We start from the raw sequence: 24,546 nt of genomic DNA on the forward strand, positions 1-24,546 counted from the left end.
CGTTTTGTTTGTTACTCGGATAATCAACCAGTTAAGTACTAGCTAATTAATCCAGAGAAGTCAGAAACGCCATCGTATCCACGCCATCAGCGTAATCCATCAGGCCGGGAAACTGGGTTTGGCCAAACGGGACAGATCCACTATACCAGCCATTGGCCGATGCAACTACCTGAATTTTATCGGCATAAGCTGCCAGTAGTGCTTTCAGATGCGCCAGATCATGATATTTCTGGTAAAACACCACCGATATAGGTGATACCAGACCAGGCTGCTCGGTGATCATCAGAAAGCCGTTATCAAGGTGATCAACCCGGTTAACCAGGTAGATAGACCGGTTATAATCGTAGTTATTGGAGTACTTGTGCTGGCTCAGGAACTCGGTTGACCGGGGCTCCAGCGTCTTAAGTAAGGGCGTAAAACTATAAGGCAAACCATCATAGTCATCGGGCACGAACAGGGTGGATACGTTGCGGCAACCCAGTCCGAAATAGGTCAGGATATCATCGCCCAATAACGCCAGTTGATCGGTCGTTTCATCGCCCGTCAGCACCCCTACCGACGACCGGTTGTGCCGGATTATGTTCGGCTTTTTCGCGAAATAATAGGTGAAGTACCGTGCTGTGTTGTCGCTGCCGGTAGCAATGTAGGCATCAGCGTCGTTCAGGCGGTCAACGATCTTGACTCGTTCTGCAAAAGCAGGTTCCACTTCCTTCAACGTATGAATCAGGTAGCGCATCAGCAGTTCGTCAAGGCTACTCAGCTTGGCCAGCAAATAATGACCGCTGATCAGCACACACAGCATGTCGTGAAAACCCACAGCCGGAATATTTCCTGCCATGACTACCCCGATCCAACGCGGGTTTGCGGGCTCGGTTGGGTAGTGGCTTGTCCACTCCGTCAGGGCCTCCCTGGTCAGCATCCGGTCGGCAATAGCATCGAGCGCACGTTGTACGTTCTCCGGGTTGAACCAGTTATTTTTCGAGTTGGCCCGGTAGGCGGCCTCTTCGCGATCGGCCCGACGGGCGGGATCACGAAGCACATCTCCAAGCGTTACGAAGGCATCAATTCGTTGTTGTACGTTCATATCGTTAAATTTACTGTTTACCGTCTACAGCTTTCTGTTGCTATGCTGGGCTTGAATAACGTGCGTTGGCGAAACAACAGAAGACTGTAGACGGTAAACAGTAAACGAATTACTCGTTTAATAAATCGGGTCTACGGGCCTGGGTACGTGCCAGTGCCTGTTCATAGCGCCAGTTATCGATCATGGCTTCGTGGCCCGACAGTAGAATATCAGGTACGTTCCAGCCCTCAAAGCTGGCTGGTCGGGTATAGATCGGTGGTGCCAGGAGGTCATCCTGAAAGGAGTCGGTAAGGGCCGACGTTTCATCGCCCAACACACCGGGAATCAGTCGAATAAGCGCGTCAGACAATACCGCCGCCGCCAGCTCGCCACCCGACAAGACATAATCCCCAATGCTGATTTCGCGGGTGATAAAGTGCTCGCGAACCCGCTCATCAACGCCCTTGTAGTGCCCGCAGAGGATGATCAGATTCTGGGCCAGCGACAGTCGATTCACCAGCGGTTGCGCCAGGCGCTCACCGTCGGGGGTCATGTAGATCACATCGTCGTAGGTACGTTCGGCCTGCAGGCTGCGGATACACTTGGCAATGGGCTCGATCTGCATAACCATCCCTGCCCCACCCCCAAACGGATAATCGTCGATCCGGCGGTGTTTATCAGCCGTATAGTCGCGCAGGTCGTGCACGTGCACCTCGGCCTGCCCCCCCTGTTGCGCCCGTTGTAAAATCGAATGACCAAAAAAGCTGTCGAGCAACCGGGGCAGGCAGGTGATTATATCAATACGCATAAGAGAATCAGGCTTTGTCGTCGTTGTCGTAATCGGCATCGCCATCTACGGCATCGTCGGGCAGGCCAGCATCCGTCAGGTAAACTTCCAGTAATCCGTCTGGAAGTTCTACGTTCAGGGTTTTAGCAGCCCGGTCGACCGTTTTTACGATAGCGCTATTAATCGGAATAAGCATCTCCTGCCCCCGGTAGTCCATCGCAATCAGATCCTGCGTGGGCATAGCCATCACCGATGTTACTGTACCTAGTGGCCCCTCGGTTTTGTCGATGATGCGGTAACCGATGATTTCATGGTAATAAAACCGGTCTGGATCGGTGATCTGTTCCAGATTATCGAGGGGAAGCCAAACCGGACAATTGATCAGTTTTTTTGCTTCTTCCAGGGTTTCTACGTCTTCCAGTGCCAGAATAGCCCGGTCCCGATTGATCGACGAAGATTCAATAAAATAGGGGGTTAGCTCGCCCCGCACTTCGATTAGCACTGAGTCAAGTTCTTCATACTCAGATGGATCATCTACATCCAGAAACAAAACTACCTCTCCGTTGAGCCCGTGGGTTTTGGTAATGTGGCCCAGTTGAAAGCAATCGTCTTTAGTCATGCTATAAGAAGTTTACCGTTTACTGTCTTCTGTTTTCAATGGGCTGCTGCAAGACAAGGTCTATGTAGCAGCGCCATTGAAAACAGAAGACAGTAAACGGTAAACTGTTTGTGTGTAAACAGATTTTTCTACAAAAAAAGCCTGCTCGGTTGAACAGGCTTTTCGCATTGACGTGAATGCTGATTAAGCAGCCGTTTCATCAGTTGATGGTACGTCGGCAGCAGCTGGTGCTTCAGCAACCGGAGTTTCTTCAGCGGCTGTTTCTGCAGCTGGTGCTTCTTCAGCAGGCGCTTCAGCAACAGGCTCTTCTACTTTGTACTTGGCCGCAATGGCTTCAGCACGGGCAGCAGATACTTTCTGTTCGGCAGCCAGACGCTCCTGACGAGCTTTGTCTTTCGCCTGATCTTTCGTATCAGCGGTACCAGCAACGCGACTTGCTTTGCCTTCTTTCCAGTCAGCAAATTTAGCATCAGCCGCTTCCTGCGTGATCGCGCCTTTTACAACACCCACCTGAAGGTGCTTTTTCAGCATAATTCCTTCGTGTGAGAAGATCGAACGGGTAGTGTCTGATGGTTGGGCACCTACCATCAACCAGTGCACAGCACGGTCGGCTTGCAATACGATGCGGGCAGGGTCAATGTTTGGGTTGTACGAACCGATTTTCTCGATGTACTTACCGTCACGTGGTGATTTAGACTCGGCTACTACGATATCATAGATAGCCATACGTTTGCGTCCACGACGCGCTAAGCGAATTTTAACTGCCATTGTCTGGAGTTTTAAAACCCGGAAAGAACTCGTCTTTCCATGGGGGGAGCTCGTCCCCCGGGTGAAACATGGCCGCAAAGGTACTAAAAAGTTTACAGTTTGCTGTTCACTGTTTTCAGTTGCTCCGCTCAGGTACGTTCTGAATAAACGGAGCAACTGAAAACAGTGAACAGCAAACTGCAGACGGCAAAAAAAACGCTACATCGACCCGGATCTATAAGCCGGATTCTGTCGGCCCGACCGTACCCGTAGGCGCACCGAACCGTCTTATCATTTATCTGGGAGAGCCGTCACCGGCTCCCTCTATCGATCTACCCGTGTTGGCAGCCACCCGAAAGTGACGTGGAGACGAGCAGCCCCTCGTCCAACACATATTTGATCTTTCAGCCCCTAAGGTTTATCATGCCCCGCTGGTCGCCCAGCGCGCGGTGGTCTCTTACACCCCCTTTTCACCCTTACTTTCCGGGCGTGGGGCATAGAGCTCTGGGCTGAGGGATTTCTGCCTTATCACCGTTATGCGATATAGCAGCGCACCCCAAGCCCCCAACCCAATGCCCCACGCTGGAAAGCGGTATATTTTCTGTGACACTGGCTGTCGAACGGTGGTTACCCGCCGTCCGCCTTCCCGTTAGGAAGTAGGGTGCTCTATGCTGTCCGGACTTTCCTCCCCGCCAGAAAGCGAGGCGATAAGACGACCCGGGTCGCTGTAACGCCCGGCAAAGGTAAGGAAATAGTGGCGGTTGGCAGTGGCAAAAGATAGTTGCCAGCCTACTCACAGGGATACCGCCCCGCTCTCTGCATTCCTATGCGTTAAACGCCGGGGCGAACTCGTTTTTCGCGAAATCAGCAAGCTTGGTTTTACTCAACGTTGGGCGATTGGCCATATAATCAGCCTGCATTGACCCGTCGCGCAGAGCTACACCCATCTCCGTATACTTTGTTGCAATTTCGTTGTTCAGGCCAGCCTGTAACATACCCTGTGTATTTTGTTCGTCTGAAAAAACAATCCACGGTGTTTCGGGCCTGCCGATGGCGCCACCTAAAATCTGAGCGATTTCAGCCCCCGTTTTTTCGTCGCCAGCAACGTAACGTACCTGGAAACGGGTGAAGTCGAGACGAAGGAGTTCGTCGAGTGCTGCTTCCGCAATATCGTTGGTGTGAACCAGTATAACCTTATCGTCGCCGAAGTTGCTGCCCATAATCCCCATCCCTTTCACCATACCAACCATTGCGAATAGATTCTGCATGAAATATGAGGGGCGCAACGCTTTCACGTTCAGTCCCTCCACCAATGTCAGTTTTTGCTCCAGATCATATAGCCCATCTATGGGGCCTGTGCCTTGCCCTTTATGAGCACCAATACTGCTGAGCATCACGGCAAAACGTATATCATTTGCCTTGATTGCAGCCACGAAGTTGTCGCTGATGTGGTTTTGATAACCGCGCCAGTCAGTCACGTGCATGTTGGGTGGAATCAGCAGGTATACGGCGTCGGCATCCGCAAATGCCTTAGTCACAAAATCGCCGTCGCTCAAATCGCCAACAGCAGCTATAGCGCCCAATGCCTCAATTTTGGCGGCATTTTCAGCCTTGCTGGTTAGCACGGTAACCGTGTGCCCAGCCTTAAGTAGTCCTTCAGTAATGGGCTTTCCTGTGTGCCCAAGCGAACCGGTAATGACGTAATGCATGATGCTAAAGTAGTTTAGTTAAACTTGATATTTGTACATACAAATGAAACTCATTTGATCTCAAATAGTTCATCGAATCCAACTTGCTTCTTTACTTTTGTTTGTAGACCCTACTTACGTTCAGCCTTTTCACTCACTTATCAACGATGCCTTTTTTAGTTCTCGATTTAGAAATGTCTGGCCCTGAGCCCGGATACAACGAAATTATTCAGCTGGGTGCTGTGCTGTTCGATGACAACTGGATCGAAAAAGGTCAGTACCTCACGAATGTGTATCCCGAAAACGCGGAAGCCTTCACGGCCTCGGCCGAAAAAGTGCATAACCTGTCTCTGGCCGACCTGGATGATGCGCCTATGATTTACGACGTCATTCCCGAGTTTGAGAGCTGGATCTGCGAGAAACTGAACATCCGGGTACCGCCCAATCAGATCGACAAAACGCCGTTTCTGCGCAATGTGGTTATTTGCGGCCAAAGCGTTATGCACGATATTAATTTTTTGAAACAGGCCTATATCGATGAGAAATTGAAATGGCCATTCTCGCGCACGCTCGTTGACCTGCATACGCTGAGTTATTTTGTGTTCCGAATCTTGCAGAAGAATGGAAAGCCTACTCCGAAGAGTTTAAGCCTGACCGCTATTGCTGCTCACTTCGGTTTTGAGCGCGAAGACTCGTTTCATAATGCACTCGAAGATGCCATCCTGACGGCACAATGCCTGAAAACGATTTTCGCCCTTGGCGACGGATTCAGAATGGCATAGCGTGTAGAGCGGATGTGGGGTGGCGGATTTGTTGCCGCCACCCCACATCCGCTCTACATCTCAAACAAAGCCCGAAGTTCAGTGGCTTCCTGTGGTTTCATGCGGCCAGCCAGTACCAGGCGAAGTTGACGTCGACGGAGGGCTGATTCGAATCGCGCTTTTTCGTCGTCAGTCTCAGCGATAACGGGCGGCACTTCGATAGGGCGGCCACTCTGATCAACCGCAACAAAGGTGTAGTAGGCACTGTTCGTGCTAACCCGTACTCCCGCCGGAATATCCTCGGCCCACACTTCGATAAACACCTCCATCGACGAGCTGAACGCCCGTGTTACCTGCGCTTTCATGGTAACGATATTGCCCAGTTTGATCGGTTCGGCAAACGACACATTATCAACGGAGGCGGTCACGACAACCCTGTTCGAGTGCTTTTGGGCGGCGATGGCGGCGGCAATATCCATGAAGTGGAGCAGACGCCCTCCCATCAGGTTATTCAGTGTGTTGGTATCATTGGGCAAGACCATCTCGGTCATGATGGTATGCGATTCACTAGCGCGTTTGGGTTGCGGCATTAATGGGGTTGACGGTCAACGTCTACTGGTTGATGGAATGTACACGGAGAACTGCTTCTCCAGGCCGCGAAATTAGCAGACTAAGCGCGATTACTAACGAATCGGGATCGATACGCCCACACCCATTGGCGCCTGGCCAATGAGCTGAACCTGCTGCGGATCCCCTCTCCTTCTGAAAACAAGGTAGTTAACGACGTCGAACGCGAGTAAAAACGCTCCCTGCGCCATCACGGCTTTCCCGTAACCGCGCAGCTTGTCAGCCTGATCGGGATGTGAATTCGCCCGTTCGGTCAGGTACAGGCCACCCGCTATATAGGCAACATCCAGGCCCGCGTTGAAAAGAAGCGTCTGTTTCATGGAATTGTGCTTCTGAACGGCCTCACCCAATGTTTCTGTCTCGGGATGCTGTTTCCGCAAACCTAACAAACCAAGACCGGCAATACCCAGATTAACGGCGTTCCAGTAGAGATTCATCTGGTGGATGTATTTCGTCTCGCCGGTTGATTGCCCAATCGCAATGCCACTGACGGCCAGATTGGCCAGTGCATACCCACCCAGCGAAAGCCCAAGCGTACGGGTATGATTGTAGCGCTCCTGACTGAATTGCAGCCTCTCAGCCGGAGACACAGGCAAGGCTTGCGACTGGCATAACTGACCGATCAGCGTGGCGCTGAGCGTGTAGAGTATGGAAGAGATACGGCTCATACGTGTTGTGACTCTGCACGGTGTGCTATCACCAATAGAAAGCAGCTTCAGCCCCGTATTGTTTTACAGGAAACAACATCAGAACTGATAGCCCCTCAGCAAGTTAATGAGCTGTGCCCCTACTTCGTGTATTGATAGGCCCACCAGATAAGAACACCCTGTAGGGGTAATCTCCCCCAACGAATCCAGGGCGATAATTGCCGGAATTTTTCGCCGACAGCCATGTAATAATTGGCTGGAAATACAGCAATCAGCAGGGCAATCAGGCCCCAGGCGGCCCATACCCGTGTTGCCGGAAAGAGCAGGCCAACCCCCACCAATACCTCAGCAACACCGCTCCAGAAAACCAGCGCATCATGAGCGGGTAGGTACGGCGGCATGATCTGCAGGTAAAATTTGGGGCGCACAAAGTGCCAGATACCGGCCAGCATGTAGATTGCCGCCATGAAATAAACCGCCATACGAATTAGAGTTTAAACGAATCGTACCGGCAAGTTACTGAACTCCGCTTATGCGCCCTCCAGCACTATCCGCATGGCACTAGCTTTTAGTAGACATTCAGCATATTCCTGCTCAGGATCAGCATCATACGTTATGGCGCTGCCCACTGAAAAGCTGGCATACTGGGTTTCTGCGTTGTACAGAATGCTGCGAATGACCACGTTGAAATCGAAATCGCCGTTGGGCATGACGTAGCCGATAGCGCCCGAATACACCCCCCGTCGACTGGCCTCCAGCTCGTCAATGCGTTGCATGGCGCGAATCTTGGGGGCTCCTGTCATACTCCCCATTGGAAACGCGTTGCCCAGTACCTCCGCCAACGACACATTATCGCGCACCGTTGCCGAAACGGTGGAGATCATCTGATGCACCTGCTGAAACGTGTAGATACCAAACAATTCGTCAACCCGTACCGACCCCGTTTTGGCCGAACGCGCCAGATCATTACGGACCAGATCAACAATCATCAGATTTTCGGCCTGCTCTTTTTCGCTGTTGCGAAGCTGCCGTTTCAATTGTTCGTCTTCATCGGGCGTCTGCCCCCTTCGAATTGTTCCTTTGATTGGTTGCGATACGAGCCGACTTCCGGTTCGCTTCAGAAAACGCTCGGGCGAAGCGCCGATTACGTACCGGTCAGCCTGTTTCAGAAAGGCAGAAAAGGGCATTGCCGAACGCCCGCAGAGCTCCCTGTACACTTCAACCGGGTCCAATTTCAGGTGATGGGCGAAGAATTCGATACAGTAGTTCAACTCGTAAATATCGCCTGCCTCGATCAACGTTCTTATCTGCTGAACAATCTGGACATACTCCGCTTTGCTGACCCGCGCCTGCACTTTTCCAGGTACGTTAGCAACCTGATCAGATACAGGCAACGTACCTGGCGAAGTAATCCAGTCAGACCAAGGTCCTGCATCGGGCAATTCGGTTTGTACAGTTACCGCCTCGGCTTCGAAATCAACGATGTACGCTGGTTCGATGAACCAGTTATCCGGGAAATCAAGGTGATCGGCGTGATTGCTCTGCAGGTTTTCGAGTTGGTTTTTCAGGTCATAACCAACGTACCCGACCAGATGGCAGCGATGCTCCCGGTGATAATCGGAGAGCGTCTGCAGGTCATGTTCGCCGATAAACGGAACGACCCGTTTCGCACCGGCATAAAGCCGGTTAGGAAACGGGTCGTTAGGGTATGTCAAGTTGTTATTGTTCAGGAAAACAACCTCGTTAAATGTCGCTTCAGCAGCAGCCAGCAACGCCAAGCGCCAGTTTATATGTCCGGCTTGAATCAGCTTAGTTACCCTGAAGCGAAATTGGTTCATGGCTGGTATTCAACCACTTGCACATCAATGGCAATATCTTTGCCTTCGTTATTTTTACCCAGCCGGAATGATACCTCATCATCGATCTGGAAGTCGTTGAAGTCGCCGGCTGTCACACTGGTGTAGTGGAAGAACAGGTTGTTGGGTGGCCAGTTGATGAAGCCATAGCCAGTTTTCAGACTACGCACCGTGCTGATGAGCCGCTCGTCTGAGTTCTCAAAATCGGGCTGCATATCGTCATCACCTTCGCTTTCACCGGGCATCAGCTCCACGTTCTCATCCGTAAAATTCTGGTTCTGATAGGTCCCGTTGCCATTCCCATTTGCCGTGGCTGATCCATTCTGGTAGAATTGCCGGGCCGGTGCATCGGTACGAGGCTGCTGTTTCACGAATAAATCACGGATCAGCGAATCGTTCTTTTTCAGGCGATTATCAATAATCTCATGCATTGGCACCGGATATGAAACCTCTTCGAGTAAGTCCTGCGAAGTACGGGTTACCATTTTTTCGCCCTCATCATTCAGGTATTCAAAGTCCCAGCTCAATACCATTACCCGCGTTCCCAGTGTATTGAGTTTCCGGATTAGCGGCACGTAGTCGCCATCGGCAGTGATCAGAACTACAACATCAAACTCTTTATACGTTGCTAATTCGTATGTTTCTAATGCTAACCATACATCTATACCTTTTTCCTGACGATACCCCTGGTATGTTTTAACGGGCAGGTAATGGGTCACTACGCCTTCCGACATCAGGATATCATCGAACAGGCGATCATAAAAAAGCTGATTACCCCGCTGGCTGGCTTCGTGGGCGTTCAGGCGGCCGCGGAAGTAGTGGGCATCAACAATTTGGCAAAGATGTTTATCGGTATTTTCAGCATCGGCTACCTGGCTACGTATAAACGCGTGCAGCCCCGAAATGCTGATCCGGCTACGGCGCTCGTGTGAATAATTGTAGTAGTTACTTACATGGAGAAAATAATTTCCGTCATAGAACACCCCAATACGGGTAAGTTTAGTACGTCTTGACTGTTGCATTTTTTGTACGAAAAACGATTAATTATATATGAAAATCAGGGAACAAGTACACTCTGAGAAAGTATGGCTATTGAGCTTTATTACTACCAAAACGGGGAAGCATATGAACTAATATCTAGTCAGAAAGCAGTCACCCTAATTAATTGTATCGCTATCAAATACCTACTCTAATGCCTTTACGCTACTTTTTTACACTAAACAGATACGGAGGTAATTATAGGCCGATCTAACGGCTCATTTACTAGTTTCTACGGCCCAAATATAGAGCAAAAAGCGGCTTCAGCGCTGTTTTAGCCAATTGTTTCTTGTTGAGGCACTAACTTGCACCCATGCAACCAGTATTATTCATTGACCGCGACGGAACGCTGATTATCGAACCGCAGTCTGACTTTCAAATCGATTCGCTCGAAAAGCTCGAATTTATTCCCAACGTGCTCACAGCACTCCGGAAAATCGCTGAAGAAACATCCTACGAATTGGTGATGGTCACCAATCAGGACGGACTTGGCACGGCTGCTTTTCCCGAAGACACCTTCTGGCCCGCTCACAACAAAATGTTGCGGACGCTCGAAAACGAGGCCATCCAGTTTGCCGCACAGCACATCGACCGTACGTTCCCGGCCGACAACGTACCTACGCGCAAGCCCGGCACCGGCATGCTGACGGGCTACTTCACAGATGCCTACGACCTGCCCAACAGTTACGTCATCGGCGACCGGCTGACCGACGTGAAACTGGCCTTAAATCTGGGCGCGAAAGCCATTCTGTTCATCCCGCCCAACATCAACCCGGAAACGCAGGCGGCTGATACCGAAGGCATGACCGACGAGATGAAACAGGCCATCGCCTTGACGACGAACGACTGGAACGAGATTTATACGTTCCTTCGGCTACCGGCCCGCACGGCTTCAGTTGAGCGGAACACCAACGAAACGAAGATCAAGATCGAACTAAACCTCGATGGTACGGGCAAAGCCGACATGCACACCGGCCTTGGCTTTTTCGATCATATGCTCGATCAGCTGGCCAAACACTCGGGAGCCGATCTGGCCATTCACGTCAACGGCGATCTGCACATCGACGAGCACCATACCATAGAAGACACCGCACTTGCCCTCGGTGAAGCTTACCGGCAGGCACTGGGTAACAAGCGCGGTATAAGCCGCTACGGGTTCCTGCTGCCCATGGACGAAGCCCTGGCGCAGGTGGCCATCGATTTTTCGGGCCGCCCCTGGCTCGTGTGGGACGCTGAATTCAAGCGGGAAAAAATTGGCGAGATGCCTACAGAAATGTTCTTCCACTTCTTCAAATCATTTGCCGATACCGCTCAGGCAAACGTAAACATCAAAGTGGAAGGGGATAATGAACACCACAAGATCGAGGCGATCTTCAAGGCGTTTGCCAAAGCCATCAAAATGGCCGTTAAGCGCGATAGTAAAGCATTGGATAGCCTCCCAAGCACGAAGGGAGTACTTTGATTTCGGATTGGGAATATGGGATTTATTGCTGACGCGTCATCTTACGCAAAAGCAGGCTGACGCGTCAGCAATAAATCCCATATCCGATACCTATTTCACCTTAATATCCCCCCGGATTTCGCCGGCTGGGTAGGCAGCCGTATGCAGGTTTGCGTAGAAGAAGCCATTGGTCATACTATCGATCTGTGTCTGACGCAGCGTACTGGTCGAACCGATAATGGGTGACGTCAGCGAGGCGAATGGAATAGCTACCCCACCCGTACCGTCGGCGTTGGTGATGCGGTGCAAGTGCCCGGCGTTAGGTGTAATACCAGCAAACGTGACGGTATAGCTCAACACCCGCGACGTGCGATCGATACTCCCGGTGAACGTACCCGTAGCCGCTGAAGTAGTCGAAGTCGGCTTTTCGCTGGTTCCATTCAGCGTTGCCGTCAACGCGATTGGCGCCTGAGGAATCGGCGCAGTATTAGTGGCAATTGTGTTTTCATAACAGCCACTCAGGCCCAGCACAGAGCCAATTAGCAGTGCAGCCGTTAATGTAAAGCGTTGTCGCGTCGTAAACATGGTCGTATTGATTTGGTTAATCACGGCTAAATAAGCAGAATTCTGCCGAAAATGTTACAATCCACCCGATTCGTTCTCATTATCGGTCTTCACCAGCCTTCAATTCAGGTCAGGCGCTGACTAGCCGAATTCAGTTCAATTAACAAGAAGGGGCTCTCGAATCCGAGAGCCCCTTCTTGTTAATTGAACTGAATTTCATCAATAGGCTATTTAATATCGCCGCGGATCTCACCAGCCGGGAACGCTGTTGTGTGCAGGTTAGCGTAGTAAAACCCATTAAACAGGCTGTCGACCCGGCGGTCTGTAGCTAGCGTGGCCGTGCCGATGATCGGCGATACCAGACTGGCGAACGGAATCTCAACCCCACCCGTACCATTAGCTGCGGTTACGCGGTGCAGGTGACCGGCCGTTGGTGTCAGGCCTGAGTAGGTAACGGTATAGCTCAGCACCCGCGTGGCCGGGTCAATAACTCCAGCGAACGTACCTGCGGCGGCCGACGTGTTCGACGTTGGCTTTTCGCTGGTCCCGTTAATCGTTGCGTTCAACCTGACCGGTCCGCTCACCCGAAGATTTCCCCGAATTTCGCCACCCGGATAGGCCGTGGTGTGCAGGTTGGCATAATAAAAGCCGTTGATCAGACTATCGACTTTCCCGACCGTACTGATGGTGGTTGTTCCGATGATCGGCGAGGCTAAGCTGGCAAACGGAACATCAACGCCACCCGTACCATTGGCCGCCGTAACCCGGTGCAGGTGACCGGCCGTTGGCGTGAGACCCGAATAAGTCAGAGTATAACTCAGCACCCGTGAGGCCCGGTCGAGTTTTCCGACAAACGTACCTGTAGCCGCTGATGTGGCCGAGGTTGGTTTTTCGCCAGCGCCCGATAAGGTAGATACTAATTGAATTGGCGGATCTGGCGTAACAACCACGGTATTGTTGTCTGTATTCTTACAGGCAATGGATAGAATGGCTAGCGCAGAGAAAGCAACGAGCTTGGCAAACGGAGAATTCAGGATCATAATGTACGTGAGAGTATGTTTATCAGAACAAGAACATAAGTGTGTACGTAGTAATCCGAATAAAGGATGCTTCGTCAGGCTACTTTCCTACTAATTATTTTTACTCAGTTGTTAATGAGGTTAGTTCATAAAAAATGGCGACCTCATCTCTGAGGTCGCCATAATATACAGTATCAGCGTTCTGCCCGATTACTGCCTGGTTACATTGCCACGAATTGCACCATTTGGATAATTATTTGTATGAATATTGGCGTAATAGAAGCCATTTTTCATACTATCGACCTTCGCCTGTGTCAACGTCGATGACGTACCGATGATGGGTGAAGTCAGACTGGGAAAGAAAATCTCGGGCGAACCAACTCCATTCACACCAGCAGCGTCACCGGTTGCTACCCGATGCAAGTGTCCCATCGTTACTGTCGACGACGTTGGAAACCCGGAATACGTAACGGTATAGCTCAGGACCCGACTGGCCTCATCCAGGTTACCAACGAACGTACCTGTGGCTGGCGAAGTGGTTGAGGTTGGTTTTTCATTTATCCCATTCAGCGTCGCTGTAAAACGGGTTGTAGTTGGTGTTGTCACTACAGGATCGTCTTTTTTGCACGATGTGAAGGTGAGTCCTAATGCAAGCAAGGCCGACATGGACAGGAGAGCTGTCTTGTTTTTCATACGTCAATATGAGTTAGTTGGACAATAAATTATCTGTTCCACAGATTAACTGCGGTAACCAATCACTTGTTCAACGGCCTTTACCCAAGATATGGTGTTAAAAAAAAGTTGAATTTGAGCCAACGGGCCCCGTAGATCGGCCAAGAAAGCCACTTGTACAGACTAGCGGCGAGAATATTTCCAAGACGAACCAGAATCCCCTAATTTTGGCGCATCAATTGGAATGAATGCCGGCAACTCGTTGGTTATTCTGTTATATCCCCTTATTCAGTAATCGTTATCCCTTTTTATTATGGCTTTTGACTTAGATATGATTCAGCACGTGTACGCTCAACTGGGCGAACGTGTCGAAGCAGCCCGGCAGGCTGTCGGCAAACCACTGACGTTGTCGGAGAAGATTTTATACACGCACCTGTCGTCAGGTCCGGCAACCGAAGCTTTTGAGCGGGGGAAAGCCTACGTTGACTTCGCCCCTGACCGCGTTGCCATGCAGGATGCCACCGCACAGATGGCCCTGTTGCAGTTCATGCAGGCTGGCCGGCCACAGGTTGCCGTTCCATCAACGGTACACTGCGATCACCTGATTCAGGCCGAAGTAGGTGCTACCGCTGACTTAGCCACTGCCAACAGTAAAAACAAAGAGGTATACGATTTCCTGTCGTCGATTTCCAACAAATACGGCATCGGTTTCTGGAAGCCGGGGGCGGGTATCATTCATCAGGTGGTGATCGAGAACTACGCGTTTCCCGGTGGCATGATGATCGGTACCGATTCGCACACACCAAATGCAGGTGGTCTGGGCATGATCGCCATTGGTGTGGGTGGCGCTGACGCCTGCGACGTGATGGCGGGTCTTGCCTGGGAGTTGAAAATGCCGAAACTGATCGGTGTTAAACTGACGGGTAAACTGTCGGGCTGGGCATCGGCCAAAGACGTTATCCTTCGTGTGGCAGGTATCCTGACCGTAAAGGGCGGAACGGGTTGCATCGTTGAATATTTTGGCGATGGCGCCGAGAGCCTGTCGGCAACCGGTAAAGGCACGATCTGCAACATGGGTGCTGAAATTGGCGCAACAACGTCAATTTTCACGTATGATGAGAAAATGGCCGATTACCTCCGTGCTACCAGCCGCGCCGACATTGCCGACGCTGCCGACGCCGTGAAGCAACACCTGCGGGCCGATGATGAAGTTTACGCTGATCCGGCTTCATACTACGATCAACTGATCGAAATCGACCTGAACACGCTGGAGCCACACATCAACGGCCCGTTCACGCCAGACCTCGCCTGGCCCCTGTCGAATTTCGCCAAAGCGGTAAAAGAAAACAACTGGCCCGAGAAGCTGGATGTGGGCCTGATTGGCTCATGCACCAACTCAAGCTACGAAGACATGACCCGCGCCGCATCCATTGCGGCTCAGGCGGCAACAAAAAACCTGAAAGCGAAATCGGAATATACCGTTACGCCCGGCTCTGAACTGGTTCGGTTCACGGCTCAGCGCGACGGCCTGCTGACTACGTTTGAAAGTATCGGCGGTGTAGTGTTGGCCAATGCCTGTGGTCCCTGCATCGGGCAGTGGGCCCGTCATATGGACGATCCTACCCGTAAGAACTCGATCATCACGTCGTTTAACCGGAACTTCGCCAAGCGGAACGACGGCAACGCCAGCACACACGCATTCGTGGCCTCGCCCGAAATCGTGACGGCAATGGCCATTGCCGGTGATATCACGTTCAACCCAATGACCGACACGCTGACCAACGAAGCTGGTGAGCAGGTTATGCTCGACGAGCCACAAGGCATTGAGCAGCCAGTGAATGGCTATGCCGTTGATGACGCGGGCTATCAGGCCCCGGCCGAAGATGGTTCAACGGTTCAGATCGCCGTATCGCCAACCTCTGATCGGCTACAACTGCTGGAGTCGTTCCCGGTTTGGGAAGGCACCGACCTGAGCGGCCTGAAACTGCTGATCAAAGCGAAAGGTAAGTGTACGACCGACCACATTTCGATGGCTGGTCCATGGCTGAAATTCCGTGGTCACCTCGACAATATCTCGAACAACATGCTGATCGGCGCGGTGAACTTCTACACGGAGAAAACCAACGCCGTTAAAAACCAGCTAACGGGCGAATATGGCGAAGTACCGGCCGTACAACGTGCCTACAAAGCAGCCGGTATCGGTTCGGTAGTGGTTGGCGACGAGAACTACGGAGAGGGTTCATCACGGGAGCACGCGGCCATGGAGCCTCGCTTCCTGGGTGTTCGGGCCATTCTGGTCCGGTCGTTCGCCCGTATTCACGAAACTAACCTGAAAAAGCAGGGTATGCTGGCCTTAACGTTCGCCAACCCCGCCGACTACGACAAAGTTCAGGAAGACGACACTATCGACATCAAAGGCCTGACCACGTTTGCCCCCGGTCAGCAATTGACGGTTGTGCTTCATCACGCCGACGGGTCTACGGATGAGTTCCCGGTGAATCATACCTACAATCAGGGCCAGATCGAGTGGTTCAAAGCGGGTTCAGCACTTAACCTGATCAAAATGCAGGTTCAGGCGTAAGGCCTGAGTGCTGATTCAGTATAAATAAAAAACGCCCCCGGTGGTCATTGACTATCGGGGGCGTTTTTTTATTCAGGAACGTACCTACCACAACATCACTTCACAACCATTCCCAGGCACTCTGGTACGCATTCAGTTGCTCTGCATAGGTAACGAAATCGGCGTAGAACGGATTACTCGCCAGCGTACCACTGTCGCCGATGACGACGAGCTTCTTCCGGGCTCGGGTCATGGCAACGTTCATCCGACGGATATCTGCCAGAAACCCAATCTCGGCCCGGTCGTTACTGCGGGTCATGGAGATGTAGACAATATCACGTTCCTGTCCCTGAAAGCTGTCGATGGTATTGACCGAGATAGCGTGCCGGTATGGTTGCAGATCGGGCGCATGACTAAGTAACTCATTCAGTACCACCAGCTGTTGCTTGTAGGGTGAGATAATGGCGATGCTCGGAAAAGTGGCTGGCTGATAGAATTGGCTTAACTGGGCAACTACTTGTGTTAAGTGCTTGATCAGCAAGGCCGCCTCTTCCGGGTTTGTTGAACTGGTACCTTCCAGCTTTTCGTCAAATCCACACCCCGCCGTATCAACAAACTGTAAGGCACTGTCGCCCTGAAACAGGTCATGACTTGCCACCGATGCGTGCGCCCGTAACTGATTACCATAGAACACCCGACTCGAGTAGCCCATAATCTGTTCGTGCATTCGGTACTGCTCATCCAGCAACGTAACGGCTTCAGGATGCAGCACAACGCATTTTTCGAGCAGGGTATTGCTTAATCCATTGCGGGCGGCTTCAGCCGATTTGATAGTCGGCGACAGCTGATTATGGTCGCCCGCCAGGATCACTCTCTGAGCCTTTAGGATGGGTATCCAGCAGGCTGGTTCAAGGGCTTGTCCGGCTTCGTCGATAACGACCGTATGGAAGCTCAGGTTACGAATGGTGTACTGATTGGCTCCCACCAGCGTGGCCGTAATTACCTGCGACTTGCCCACCACATCGTCAATGATATACTGCTCAGTGGTAGCCACGTCTTTCATGATCCGGTGCGCTTCATCGAAGAGCGCCTTCCGTTGCTCACGTTCCGCTTTACCAAAGCTTCGCTTGTATTTATGCGCCATATTCTTGAATTCCCCCGCCTGCTTCTTCAGCTTTTTAGCTTCCTTCATCTGGCTATGTTCAGCCATCTTACTATCCAGCGTCAGGGCAGTTAGTCGATCAGAAACCCGGCTTGGGTTGCCAATCCGAAGTACGTTCAGGCCCTCGTCGTGAAGCTTTTCGCTAAGCAAATCAACAGCCGCATTGCTGGGTGCCACTACCAGAATCTGCTTGTGCTCAAGACCGATCATCGATTTGATCAACTGCACCAGCGTAGTTGTCTTGCCCGTACCCGGCGGGCCGTGTACGATAGCTAGCTCATTAGCAGACAAACCAGAACAAACAGCACGCTGTTGACTCTCATTCAAACGCGGAATGGATACGGTCAAACTATGCGGGTGGAACGTAGCGTCTGCCTCGCCAATCAGGATGTTTATCAGGCGATTCGTACCGGCTTCAGCGAGGGTATTGGCCTGTTTGAGAGCGTTTTGCATCTCATCGTAGCTGGAATCATCGAACAGCATTTCGATACCCAGCTTCCCGTTGCGCGACCACTCGGGCAATTCATCCGTCAGTAGCGTTATCTTCAACCGGTTGCCATTCTGGTATGAAATGGTTCCCTCTACCCGGTCAACCTTAGGATCGTGATTGCTGAATAGAATGGCCGGAACCCCCGCCCGAAGCTGATGGGTCAGGTCTTGATGCGTAGTTCGCTCAACCTCAACACTCAGGTAGTCTGCATGCCCCAGTTCTGTGCCACGAATTGCGATTGGGTACCAGGTCAGGCCGTTGGCCCTGCGTTCGGCCACACTCGTCGATTGGGTCAGTTGCTGGTATTGGTAGCGGTCTTCTTCCCGTTCCAGCTTAAGTAACTCCTGTAGCTTTTTAAAGTAATCCATCCACGAAGGTAATTCATCCGGAAATGCGCTCCTGCCCCTCAGACTGGCATATGGCTGCCTTATCCAGCCAACTCCTTACCGAATTCAGACCGTTGGTGTAAAAGTGCCCACGGCCAGTTAGCCTCCTGATTACCTTTTGCCAAGCCAGCTATTTTTGAGCCATTGGCGACTGATTATCATTCCTTTTAAACAGCTACCAGCATGTTTTCCAGAAAGTCAACCAGCCGTAAACCCAAAAAGTCAATTCTCAGAGAATGGGGCGACTCGCTACTCTTTGCCGTAATAGCCGCAACGATCATCCGTTTTCTGACGTTTCAAGCCTTTGCCATTCCAACACCATCCATGGAAGGCACCCTGATGGTTGGTGACTATCTGTTTGTCAGCAAGCTTCATTACGGGGCACAAACGCCCAAAACACCACTTCAGGTACCACTCACGCATCAGAAAATCTGGGGCACTACTATTCCGTCATACAGCACGGCCATTCAACTCCCCACGTTCCGGCTTCCCGGATTTTCGCCGGTGAAAAACAACGATGTGGTGGTCTTCAATTATCCACCACGAAAAGCGGGCGAACCCGATTATCCGTCGGATCTTAAAACCAACTTTATCAAACGGTGCATTGGTATTCCGGGCGATGTCGTGGCGATTCGGTACGGAAACGTGTTTGTCAACAACAAACCCGTTCCCGTACCGCCAAACGCGCAATCCAGCTATTTTATCCAGACTACGGAGGCGCTCGATGATCGATTTTTCAGGCAATACGGCATTGTCAATGATTTTGTGTCGTCTGAAGGTCCTTTCATAAACTGGCAACCACTTGAAGCCACGCCTGACCCAACAAAAGCGCCAGTGCTGGTTGGTTATCGGGTATTAACCACAGAATCGACGATCGAAAAAATCAGGCAATTAACCTGGGTAAAGGGTATTGAGCCCATGCTGGAACAACCTGGCAAGAAGCAGGAAGGCATTTATGGCGGATCAGCATACAATTGGAATCTGGACAATTTTGGCCCACTCAAGGTTCCTAAAACCGGGATGACCGTTCCCATAAATAAACAGACCATTGCCGTTTATGGTCCTGTCATTCAGCGCTACGAAGACAACGCTCAGGTTGTGATCACACCAACAGCGGTTTCTATCAATGGAAAGGCAATGGCTACCTACACATTCAAACAGAACTACTATTTCATGATGGGCGACAATCGGCACAATTCGGAAGATTCCCGATTTTGGGGGTTTGTCCCCGAAGATCATGTGGTAGGCAAGGCCACCTTTGTCTGGATGTCGGTCGACCCCGTTCCTGCCAACGGGTGGCAAAAAATCCGCTGGAGTCATTTATTTAGTTTGGTCAACTGATTGGCGTAGGTACGTTTCCACACAAAAAAGGGCTCAGGTACGTACCTGAGCCCTTTTTTGTGTGGAAACCCTCGGTTCAAATATCTGAATAATTGGTTGGGTGCAGCAGATAGATATCGGCGCGGAGGAAGTTATGCGCGTATTCGGGTAGCGCGTTCAGGGTTTTCCAAGCGGGATCGGCGCTGAATGCTTTCCAGTGGGCATCGCGCTCGGTTTTATTCTCGAACGAGGTCATGTACATCATGCTGGGCAGTTTGGCTCCCGCTTTCACCTGTCCACAAAACACGGTGTTGAACCCAAGCCGGCTGAAAATATCCAGTTCGCCATTATTGAACTGGCTGATCTTGTTCTCGTGCAGTTTCTCAGTAGCCGCTTCGTAGAGCCGAAGTTCGTAAATGCGCTGGGCGGCAACGCCCGTCAGCTTTGGCTGAACCAGTTTGGGCATACCGGCAAAGGCCTCCATCAGTACTGATTCAAACTTCTTGAACGTCGGTTTATTGAATTCCGCGTTCACATAATCCTGCCCGGCCAATGCGTACTCTTTGTCTTTCGCCAGCTTGTCAGACAGCCCCGTAAACTGGTCGATCGACTTGAAGGGGATGAGCACGTATACCAGCGAATCGGCCTCGGCACCCGGCTTGAACACGCCCACTTTTTCGATACCGGCGCGGTGCAGCGCTGGCAGGTACGCCTGTTTCAGGTACGTTTCCAGCCGCTCTTTCTGACTGTTATCGGCCAGGTGGTACACTTTCAACTGGTAATATTCCCGCTTTGGCGCAAAGCCAACGGCCAGATTTGAAATAAAAAGTAAGGCCAGAAATAGGCTTGAAAACGCTGATGTACTGATTTTAGAAGGTCGTTGCATGTCAAATGTTGAAGTAGTATTAACCGAAACAGGAAAGAAAGAAACAACCGCAATCTTACCCTGCCCTCTGGAAATTAACGGCTAAACTTTTGCGCTGTCCGGCCCTACTATTCAAACTGATCAGAGGCCGTACGCTGGAACCAGGCAGCCAACCTCACATTGAGTAGGACTAAAAACGAGCACTTCGTTATATTTGACTGAAAATAACGCTAGTATAATCTTGATGGATCCTTCCTGGCTATCCCTCCACTTTACACAATGAAAAGACTACCTGGATTACTGCTGGGCCTACTTTTATTACTCAACACGAGCCAGGCCCAAACCTTGTCAGTTTCTGGTCTGGTGACCAACCCATTAACCCTGAATGCCGATGCGCTGAAGGGAATGCCACACACTGAGGTATCTGGTAAAGAGCATGATGGGAAAGAGCATCGCTATTCGGGCGTTGCACTAATTGACCTGCTGAAGCAGGCTGGCACCACAACGGGTAGTGAACTGCGGGGCAAAAACTTGGCAAAATACGTGGTTGTCAAAGCCACTGACGGCTACGAAGCGGTTTTTGCCCTTCCCGAACTTGACCCTGAATTTGCAACCCGCTCCATCATTCTAGCCGATGCCGCAGATGGTATCGCCCTGCCCCCTGCGACCGGACCGTACCGGATTGTGGTGCCTGATGAGAAAAAACAGGCGCGGTGGGTTCGGCAGGTGAAGTCAATCGAGGTACGTACGGCCAATTAGATTCCCGTATTGATGAAGAAATTACTTGTTCTGCTCCTGGCCTGGTCGTCAGCGATACAGGCGCAATCGCTGCGTGTGGCCGTTTCCGCCAATGCACAGTTTGTGATGGAGTCGCTGGGGGTGGCGTTCCGGAAACAAACCGGCATCAAGATCGAATCGATTGTCAACTCGTCGGGTAAGCTAACCACGCAGATTCAGCAGGGCGCGCCCTACGATGTCTTTCTGTCGGCCGACCTGGATTACCCCCGCACGCTGCACAACCAGCAGTTGACCACGGCTGCGCCAGTCATTTACGCCTATGGTTCGCTGGTGCTCTGGACGCTGGGTACGTTACCCCTATCGGCCGATTTGAAAATACTCCGTAATCCGGCGGTGCGGCACATTGCCCTTGCCAATCCGGAAACAGCTCCGTATGGCGAAGCGGCAGTTTCTCTCCTGAAATACCACAAACTGCTGGTGCCCGTTCAGTCTCGAATTGTGTACGGAGAAAGCATTTCGCAGGTAAACCAGTATGTTTTGTCTGGGGCAGCCGAAGTAGGTATTACGGCGAAATCGGTTGTGCTTGACCCCGCTTTACAGCACCGCGGCCACTGGGTTGACCTGCCGCCGCCAGGCTATTCGCCCATTGCGCAGGGTGTGGTGGTGTTGAAGCGCACCTCTCAACCCAAAGCGGCTGCACAATTCGTACAGTTTTTACAGTCAGCGGCGGCACGTCGTATCTTGCAACAATTTGGTTACCGAACTTCCGCTTCCTGATTCATTTTTTCTATGCCCATCGATTGGGAACCCATCTGGCTTACGCTTCGCCTGGCCAGTGTCACTACCTTGCTGTTACTGATCATTGGCGTGCCGCTGGCTGGCTGGCTGGCGCTGAGCAACTTTCGGCTCAAGCCACTGGTCGAATCGTTGATCAGCCTGCCGCTTGTCTTGCCTCCCTCGGTGGTGGGGTTTTACCTGCTTCTTGCATTCAGCCCGACGAGTGCGTTCGGTGGCTGGTTACTGCGAACACTCGATCTGCAACTGGTTTTTTCATTTAGCGGATTGGTCGTGGCATCGTTGCTATACAGCCTGCCGTTCATGGTTCATCCCATTCAGGCAGGGCTTGAAAACCTGCCCGTCTCGTGGCGCGAGGCCTCCTACACACTGGGAAAATCGCCCACTCAGACACTCTGGCGCGTGCTGCTGCCCAATTGCAAACCTGCCCTGCTCACTGGTATCATACTGACTTTCGCGCACACTATCGGCGAATTTGGGCTGGTTCTGATGATTGGAGGCAACCTGCCCGGACAGACGCGGGTGGCCTCCATTGCCATTTACAACGAAGTGGAATTGCTCCATTTCGAGACCGCACACGCCTATGCCGCCCTTCTACTTGGACTGTCACTGGCGATTCTGTTGCTCGTGTATAGTTTCAATAAACGGGTAACGACGGTATGATTGACCTAACCGTTACGTTTCCGCGCCTGTTCACGGAAGGACCAGGCAATTTGCAACTGGCCGTATCGCTCACCAGCGGCAGCTTAACGGCCGTTGTGGGTCCGTCTGGTTCCGGAAAGACAACTATTCTGCGCGTATTGGCCGGGCTGGAAACACCCTCGCAGGGCCGTATCGTGGTAGACGACCAGGTATGGCTCGATCACGAACAACGGATCAACCTGCCCCCTCAACAGCGTTCGATTGGCTACGTTTTTCAGGATACAGCACTGTTTCCGAATCTGACCGTTCGCGAGAACATCGCCTATGCAACCACACGCGGGCAACGTACCCAAGTTGACGAACTGCTGGAGTCTGCCGGACTGGCCTCCTTCGCCTCAATCAGGCCAGCCCAACTTTCGGGCGGACAGCGCCAACGCGTAGCATTAGCACGTGCACTGGTGCGTCGGCCAAAGTTGTTGTTACTTGATGAGCCGTTCTCGGCGCTGGATGATGACGCTACCGATCAGCTGCGGCAATTACTGCGCTCGTTACACCGCACCTGGGGCACAACAACGATACTTGTAAGCCATCATAAAGCCGATGTGCAGGCACTGGCCGATCGGGTCATTCAACTATCGCAGGGCCGCATTCTGACCGATCAGAGCCAGCTGAATCAGGCCACATTAACCACGCCCTCGCAAGTGATCCGGCAAATCTGGTTTGATCAGGCGCAACAGCAGTGGGTGATCGACACCGATACCATCCAGTTGCGATCAGTCAATGCAGACTGGAGCCTGCTGCAGGCGGGCATGACGGTTGATCTTACCTGGTACGGATGAGTGCGGGGCGATGCATCCCGTTTTACTGTCTTTCCCGAGCCTGGGGAGAGCTTTTCGTCTACTAAACTTTGGGGCTATGGCGTTACCTTTGTCAGGTGACTCGTCTCTTATTATCATGTTTGATTTAGCCGCCGTTCTTCGGCCACATATTGCCTCATTAACGCCTTACTCGTCGGCCCGCGACGAATACACGGGAACGGAAGGCGTATTCCTGGATGCCAACGAAAATGCCCTTGGGTCAACTACCCATACCGGGCATTATAATCGCTACCCCGACCCGCATCAGACGGCTATTAAGGCCCGTCTGGCCCCATTGAAAGGCGTACAACCAACTCAATTGTTTCTGGGCAACGGTTCCGACGAGCCGATCGATCTGCTGGTACGGGCCACTTGCCGGCCGGGGATCGATAACGTGCTGCTGCTTCCGCCTACCTACGGCATGTACGAAGTGTCGGCGCGGCTGAATGACGTGCTGGTGAAAAAGGTGCCGCTCACCACCGAGTATCAACTGGATTTACCCGCTGTTCTGGCTGCTATCGATGCTGAAACGAAGATCATCTGGATTTGCTCGCCCAATAATCCGTCGGGCAATCTGATTGATCCGGCGGCCATCAGCGCCGTACTTGACGCGGCAAAAACAGCACTGGTGGTGGTTGATGAAGCCTATATCGACTTTGCCGGGCCAGACTACGCCTCGTGGACAACGTACCTGGAAACGTACCCGAATCTGGTAATTCTGCAAACCTTCTCGAAAGCATGGGGGCTGGCGGCCTTGCGGCTGGGCATGTGCTTTGCCTCTGCGGAACTGATCCGCATCATGAACGTGATCAAACCGCCCTACAATATATCGGCCCCTTCGCAGGCGCTGGCACTTGACGCCCTCGACAACGTGGCCGAAAAAGAGCGGATGGTGATGCAAACCGTAACAGAACGTAACCGGCTGGCCCATCAGCTGGGTACGTTGCCAAACGTGCAGCATATTTTCCCGTCTGACGCCAACTTCCTGCTCGTCCGCTTCGACGAAGCCCATGCCGTTTTCGAGCAACTCATTGACAGTAAAGTCATTGTTCGCGACCGATCGAGCGTGACGCGTTGTGAAGACTGTCTGCGGATTACCGTTGGCACCGAGGCCGAAAACGCCCGGTTACTGGCGGTTCTGCACGCTATTGCCGTACCCATTTAGTTCAATCCCTATAAGCTGGCAGTTCGGCTTATAGGGG

General features: G+C 51.9%; 24 protein-coding genes and 1 other RNA gene. 9 read left to right on the forward strand and 16 right to left on the reverse strand.

Annotated elements, in window-relative coordinates; all coding sequences use genetic code 11:
- Positions 1 to 46 precede the first annotated feature (46 nt).
- From J2I46_RS03215 to J2I46_RS03240, 6 genes are all read right to left on the reverse strand, one after another.
- Complete coding sequence (locus J2I46_RS03215; RefSeq protein ID WP_207327482.1) at positions 47 to 1,084, reverse strand: acyl-CoA reductase; 1,038 nt, start codon at positions 1,082 to 1,084, stop codon at positions 47 to 49.
- Between the two features lie 109 nt (positions 1,085 to 1,193).
- Positions 1,194 to 1,871 carry a tRNA (guanosine(37)-N1)-methyltransferase TrmD gene (trmD, locus tag J2I46_RS03220; protein WP_207327483.1) on the reverse strand — a complete coding sequence of 226 codons (678 nt, stop codon included), beginning with the start codon at positions 1,869 to 1,871 and terminating at the stop codon, positions 1,194 to 1,196.
- 7 nt (positions 1,872 to 1,878) lie between these two features.
- Positions 1,879 to 2,469, reverse strand: coding sequence for a ribosome maturation factor RimM (gene rimM, locus J2I46_RS03225; protein WP_207327484.1), 591 nt, complete (start codon positions 2,467 to 2,469; stop codon positions 1,879 to 1,881).
- Positions 2,470 to 2,652: 183 nt separating this feature from the next.
- The gene (locus tag J2I46_RS03230; protein ID WP_207327485.1) at positions 2,653 to 3,237 is read right to left on the reverse strand and encodes a 30S ribosomal protein S16; all 585 of its coding nucleotides are present in this window, start codon (positions 3,235 to 3,237) and stop codon (positions 2,653 to 2,655) included.
- Between the two features lie 201 nt (positions 3,238 to 3,438).
- Positions 3,439 to 3,940, reverse strand: an RNA gene (rnpB, locus tag J2I46_RS03235) — RNase P RNA component class A.
- 100 nt (positions 3,941 to 4,040) lie between these two features.
- Complete coding sequence (locus J2I46_RS03240; protein WP_207327486.1) at positions 4,041 to 4,925, reverse strand: NAD(P)H-binding protein; 885 nt, start codon at positions 4,923 to 4,925, stop codon at positions 4,041 to 4,043.
- A 146-nt stretch (positions 4,926 to 5,071) separates the two neighbouring features.
- Between J2I46_RS03240 and J2I46_RS03245 the strand changes: the two genes are divergently transcribed.
- Positions 5,072 to 5,686 (forward strand): 3'-5' exonuclease, encoded by a 615-nt coding sequence (locus J2I46_RS03245; protein ID WP_207327487.1) that lies wholly within the window; start codon positions 5,072 to 5,074, stop codon positions 5,684 to 5,686.
- A 53-nt stretch (positions 5,687 to 5,739) separates the two neighbouring features.
- Here the strand turns inward: J2I46_RS03245 and J2I46_RS03250 are convergent, their stop codons facing one another.
- From J2I46_RS03250 to J2I46_RS03270, 5 genes are all read right to left on the reverse strand, one after another.
- Positions 5,740 to 6,255, reverse strand: a complete 516-nt coding sequence (locus J2I46_RS03250; protein WP_207327488.1) for an acyl-CoA thioesterase — start codon at positions 6,253 to 6,255, stop codon at positions 5,740 to 5,742.
- Positions 6,256 to 6,348: 93 nt separating this feature from the next.
- Positions 6,349 to 6,960, reverse strand: a complete 612-nt coding sequence (locus J2I46_RS03255; protein WP_207327489.1) for a DUF6992 family protein — start codon at positions 6,958 to 6,960, stop codon at positions 6,349 to 6,351.
- A gap of 119 nt (positions 6,961 to 7,079) precedes the next feature.
- On the reverse strand, positions 7,080 to 7,421 hold the full coding sequence (locus J2I46_RS03260; RefSeq protein ID WP_207327490.1) for a DoxX family protein: 342 nt from the start codon (positions 7,419 to 7,421) through the stop codon (positions 7,080 to 7,082).
- 48 nt (positions 7,422 to 7,469) lie between these two features.
- Positions 7,470 to 8,777 carry an aminodeoxychorismate synthase component I gene (gene pabB, locus J2I46_RS03265; RefSeq protein ID WP_207327491.1) on the reverse strand — a complete coding sequence of 436 codons (1,308 nt, stop codon included), beginning with the start codon at positions 8,775 to 8,777 and terminating at the stop codon, positions 7,470 to 7,472.
- On the reverse strand, positions 8,774 to 9,817 hold the full coding sequence (locus J2I46_RS03270; RefSeq protein WP_207327492.1) for an NYN domain-containing protein: 1,044 nt from the start codon (positions 9,815 to 9,817) through the stop codon (positions 8,774 to 8,776). The genes pabB and J2I46_RS03270 overlap by 4 nt, the downstream gene beginning before the upstream one ends.
- Before the next feature lie 329 nt (positions 9,818 to 10,146).
- On the opposite strand from J2I46_RS03270, the gene hisB reads away from it, so the two are divergent.
- Positions 10,147 to 11,295 carry a bifunctional histidinol-phosphatase/imidazoleglycerol-phosphate dehydratase HisB gene (hisB, locus tag J2I46_RS03275; RefSeq protein WP_207327493.1) on the forward strand — a complete coding sequence of 383 codons (1,149 nt, stop codon included), beginning with the start codon at positions 10,147 to 10,149 and terminating at the stop codon, positions 11,293 to 11,295.
- Between the two features lie 90 nt (positions 11,296 to 11,385).
- On the opposite strand, the gene J2I46_RS03280 is transcribed toward hisB, so the two are convergent.
- The 3 genes from J2I46_RS03280 to J2I46_RS03290 form a co-directional block, all read right to left on the reverse strand.
- Positions 11,386 to 11,859, reverse strand: a complete 474-nt coding sequence (locus J2I46_RS03280; RefSeq protein WP_207327494.1) for a CHRD domain-containing protein — start codon at positions 11,857 to 11,859, stop codon at positions 11,386 to 11,388.
- 206 nt (positions 11,860 to 12,065) lie between these two features.
- Complete coding sequence (locus J2I46_RS33310; RefSeq protein WP_207327495.1) at positions 12,066 to 12,878, reverse strand: CHRD domain-containing protein; 813 nt, start codon at positions 12,876 to 12,878, stop codon at positions 12,066 to 12,068.
- 189 nt (positions 12,879 to 13,067) lie between these two features.
- Positions 13,068 to 13,550: a CHRD domain-containing protein gene (locus tag J2I46_RS03290; protein WP_207327496.1), complete on the reverse strand. Its 483-nt coding sequence runs from the start codon at positions 13,548 to 13,550 to the stop codon at positions 13,068 to 13,070.
- A 292-nt stretch (positions 13,551 to 13,842) separates the two neighbouring features.
- Between J2I46_RS03290 and J2I46_RS03295 the strand changes: the two genes are divergently transcribed.
- Positions 13,843 to 16,110, forward strand: coding sequence for an aconitate hydratase (locus tag J2I46_RS03295; RefSeq protein ID WP_207327497.1), 2,268 nt, complete (start codon positions 13,843 to 13,845; stop codon positions 16,108 to 16,110).
- A gap of 100 nt (positions 16,111 to 16,210) precedes the next feature.
- Here J2I46_RS03295 and J2I46_RS03300 read toward each other — a convergent pair whose 3' ends face one another.
- Positions 16,211 to 18,109: an AAA domain-containing protein gene (locus J2I46_RS03300; RefSeq protein ID WP_207327498.1), complete on the reverse strand. Its 1,899-nt coding sequence runs from the start codon at positions 18,107 to 18,109 to the stop codon at positions 16,211 to 16,213.
- Between the two features lie 201 nt (positions 18,110 to 18,310).
- Between J2I46_RS03300 and lepB the strand changes: the two genes are divergently transcribed.
- The gene (gene lepB / locus J2I46_RS03305) at positions 18,311 to 19,468 is read left to right on the forward strand and encodes a signal peptidase I (RefSeq protein WP_207327499.1); all 1,158 of its coding nucleotides are present in this window, start codon (positions 18,311 to 18,313) and stop codon (positions 19,466 to 19,468) included.
- A gap of 76 nt (positions 19,469 to 19,544) precedes the next feature.
- Here the strand turns inward: lepB and J2I46_RS03310 are convergent, their stop codons facing one another.
- Complete coding sequence (locus tag J2I46_RS03310; RefSeq protein WP_207327500.1) at positions 19,545 to 20,333, reverse strand: NIPSNAP family protein; 789 nt, start codon at positions 20,331 to 20,333, stop codon at positions 19,545 to 19,547.
- Between the two features lie 258 nt (positions 20,334 to 20,591).
- Between J2I46_RS03310 and J2I46_RS03315 the strand changes: the two genes are divergently transcribed.
- The 5 genes from J2I46_RS03315 (at position 20,592) to hisC (ending at position 24,509) form a co-directional block, all read left to right on the forward strand.
- Positions 20,592 to 21,071: a molybdopterin-dependent oxidoreductase gene (locus tag J2I46_RS03315; protein WP_207327501.1), complete on the forward strand. Its 480-nt coding sequence runs from the start codon at positions 20,592 to 20,594 to the stop codon at positions 21,069 to 21,071.
- A gap of 12 nt (positions 21,072 to 21,083) precedes the next feature.
- On the forward strand, positions 21,084 to 21,827 hold the full coding sequence (gene modA / locus J2I46_RS03320) for a molybdate ABC transporter substrate-binding protein (RefSeq protein WP_207327502.1): 744 nt from the start codon (positions 21,084 to 21,086) through the stop codon (positions 21,825 to 21,827).
- A gap of 12 nt (positions 21,828 to 21,839) precedes the next feature.
- Positions 21,840 to 22,508, forward strand: a complete 669-nt coding sequence (gene modB / locus J2I46_RS03325) for a molybdate ABC transporter permease subunit (protein ID WP_207327503.1) — start codon at positions 21,840 to 21,842, stop codon at positions 22,506 to 22,508.
- On the forward strand, positions 22,505 to 23,326 hold the full coding sequence (locus tag J2I46_RS03330; protein WP_207327504.1) for a sulfate/molybdate ABC transporter ATP-binding protein: 822 nt from the start codon (positions 22,505 to 22,507) through the stop codon (positions 23,324 to 23,326). The genes modB and J2I46_RS03330 overlap by 4 nt, the downstream gene beginning before the upstream one ends.
- Positions 23,327 to 23,441: 115 nt before the next feature.
- Positions 23,442 to 24,509: a histidinol-phosphate transaminase gene (gene hisC / locus J2I46_RS03335; protein ID WP_207327505.1), complete on the forward strand. Its 1,068-nt coding sequence runs from the start codon at positions 23,442 to 23,444 to the stop codon at positions 24,507 to 24,509.
- Positions 24,510 to 24,546 lie beyond the last annotated feature (37 nt).

The sequence above is a fragment of the Fibrella forsythiae genome, assembly GCF_017353175.1.
GTDB classification, from domain to species: Bacteria; Bacteroidota; Bacteroidia; order Cytophagales; family Spirosomataceae; genus Fibrella; species Fibrella forsythiae.

What these genes read in the sequence shown, in the direction of transcription:
- J2I46_RS03300 (WP_207327498.1), bottom strand. Translation starts at nt 18,109, where the DNA reads ATGGATTACTTTAAAAAGCTACAGGAGTTACTTAAGCTGGAACGGGAA.
- J2I46_RS03245 (WP_207327487.1), top strand. Translation starts at nt 5,072, where the DNA reads ATGCCTTTTTTAGTTCTCGATTTAGAAATGTCTGGCCCTGAGCCCGGA.
- J2I46_RS03330 (WP_207327504.1), top strand. Translation starts at nt 22,505, where the DNA reads ATGATTGACCTAACCGTTACGTTTCCGCGCCTGTTCACGGAAGGACCA.
- modA (WP_207327502.1), top strand. Translation starts at nt 21,084, where the DNA reads ATGAAGAAATTACTTGTTCTGCTCCTGGCCTGGTCGTCAGCGATACAG.
- J2I46_RS03250 (WP_207327488.1), bottom strand. Translation starts at nt 6,255, where the DNA reads ATGCCGCAACCCAAACGCGCTAGTGAATCGCATACCATCATGACCGAG.
- J2I46_RS03230 (WP_207327485.1), bottom strand. Translation starts at nt 3,237, where the DNA reads ATGGCAGTTAAAATTCGCTTAGCGCGTCGTGGACGCAAACGTATGGCT.
- J2I46_RS03270 (WP_207327492.1), bottom strand. Translation starts at nt 9,817, where the DNA reads ATGCAACAGTCAAGACGTACTAAACTTACCCGTATTGGGGTGTTCTAT.
- J2I46_RS03315 (WP_207327501.1), top strand. Translation starts at nt 20,592, where the DNA reads ATGAAAAGACTACCTGGATTACTGCTGGGCCTACTTTTATTACTCAAC.
- hisB (WP_207327493.1), top strand. Translation starts at nt 10,147, where the DNA reads ATGCAACCAGTATTATTCATTGACCGCGACGGAACGCTGATTATCGAA.
- pabB (WP_207327491.1), bottom strand. Translation starts at nt 8,777, where the DNA reads ATGAACCAATTTCGCTTCAGGGTAACTAAGCTGATTCAAGCCGGACAT.
- hisC (WP_207327505.1), top strand. Translation starts at nt 23,442, where the DNA reads ATGTTTGATTTAGCCGCCGTTCTTCGGCCACATATTGCCTCATTAACG.
- modB (WP_207327503.1), top strand. Translation starts at nt 21,840, where the DNA reads ATGCCCATCGATTGGGAACCCATCTGGCTTACGCTTCGCCTGGCCAGT.
- J2I46_RS03295 (WP_207327497.1), top strand. Translation starts at nt 13,843, where the DNA reads ATGGCTTTTGACTTAGATATGATTCAGCACGTGTACGCTCAACTGGGC.
- J2I46_RS03260 (WP_207327490.1), bottom strand. Translation starts at nt 7,421, where the DNA reads ATGGCGGTTTATTTCATGGCGGCAATCTACATGCTGGCCGGTATCTGG.
- trmD (WP_207327483.1), bottom strand. Translation starts at nt 1,871, where the DNA reads ATGCGTATTGATATAATCACCTGCCTGCCCCGGTTGCTCGACAGCTTT.
- J2I46_RS03280 (WP_207327494.1), bottom strand. Translation starts at nt 11,859, where the DNA reads ATGTTTACGACGCGACAACGCTTTACATTAACGGCTGCACTGCTAATT.
- J2I46_RS03215 (WP_207327482.1), bottom strand. Translation starts at nt 1,084, where the DNA reads ATGAACGTACAACAACGAATTGATGCCTTCGTAACGCTTGGAGATGTG.
- rimM (WP_207327484.1), bottom strand. Translation starts at nt 2,469, where the DNA reads ATGACTAAAGACGATTGCTTTCAACTGGGCCACATTACCAAAACCCAC.
- J2I46_RS03255 (WP_207327489.1), bottom strand. Translation starts at nt 6,960, where the DNA reads ATGAGCCGTATCTCTTCCATACTCTACACGCTCAGCGCCACGCTGATC.
- J2I46_RS03310 (WP_207327500.1), bottom strand. Translation starts at nt 20,333, where the DNA reads ATGCAACGACCTTCTAAAATCAGTACATCAGCGTTTTCAAGCCTATTT.
- J2I46_RS03290 (WP_207327496.1), bottom strand. Translation starts at nt 13,550, where the DNA reads ATGAAAAACAAGACAGCTCTCCTGTCCATGTCGGCCTTGCTTGCATTA.
- J2I46_RS03240 (WP_207327486.1), bottom strand. Translation starts at nt 4,925, where the DNA reads ATGCATTACGTCATTACCGGTTCGCTTGGGCACACAGGAAAGCCCATT.
- lepB (WP_207327499.1), top strand. Translation starts at nt 18,311, where the DNA reads ATGTTTTCCAGAAAGTCAACCAGCCGTAAACCCAAAAAGTCAATTCTC.
- J2I46_RS33310 (WP_207327495.1), bottom strand. Translation starts at nt 12,878, where the DNA reads ATGATCCTGAATTCTCCGTTTGCCAAGCTCGTTGCTTTCTCTGCGCTA.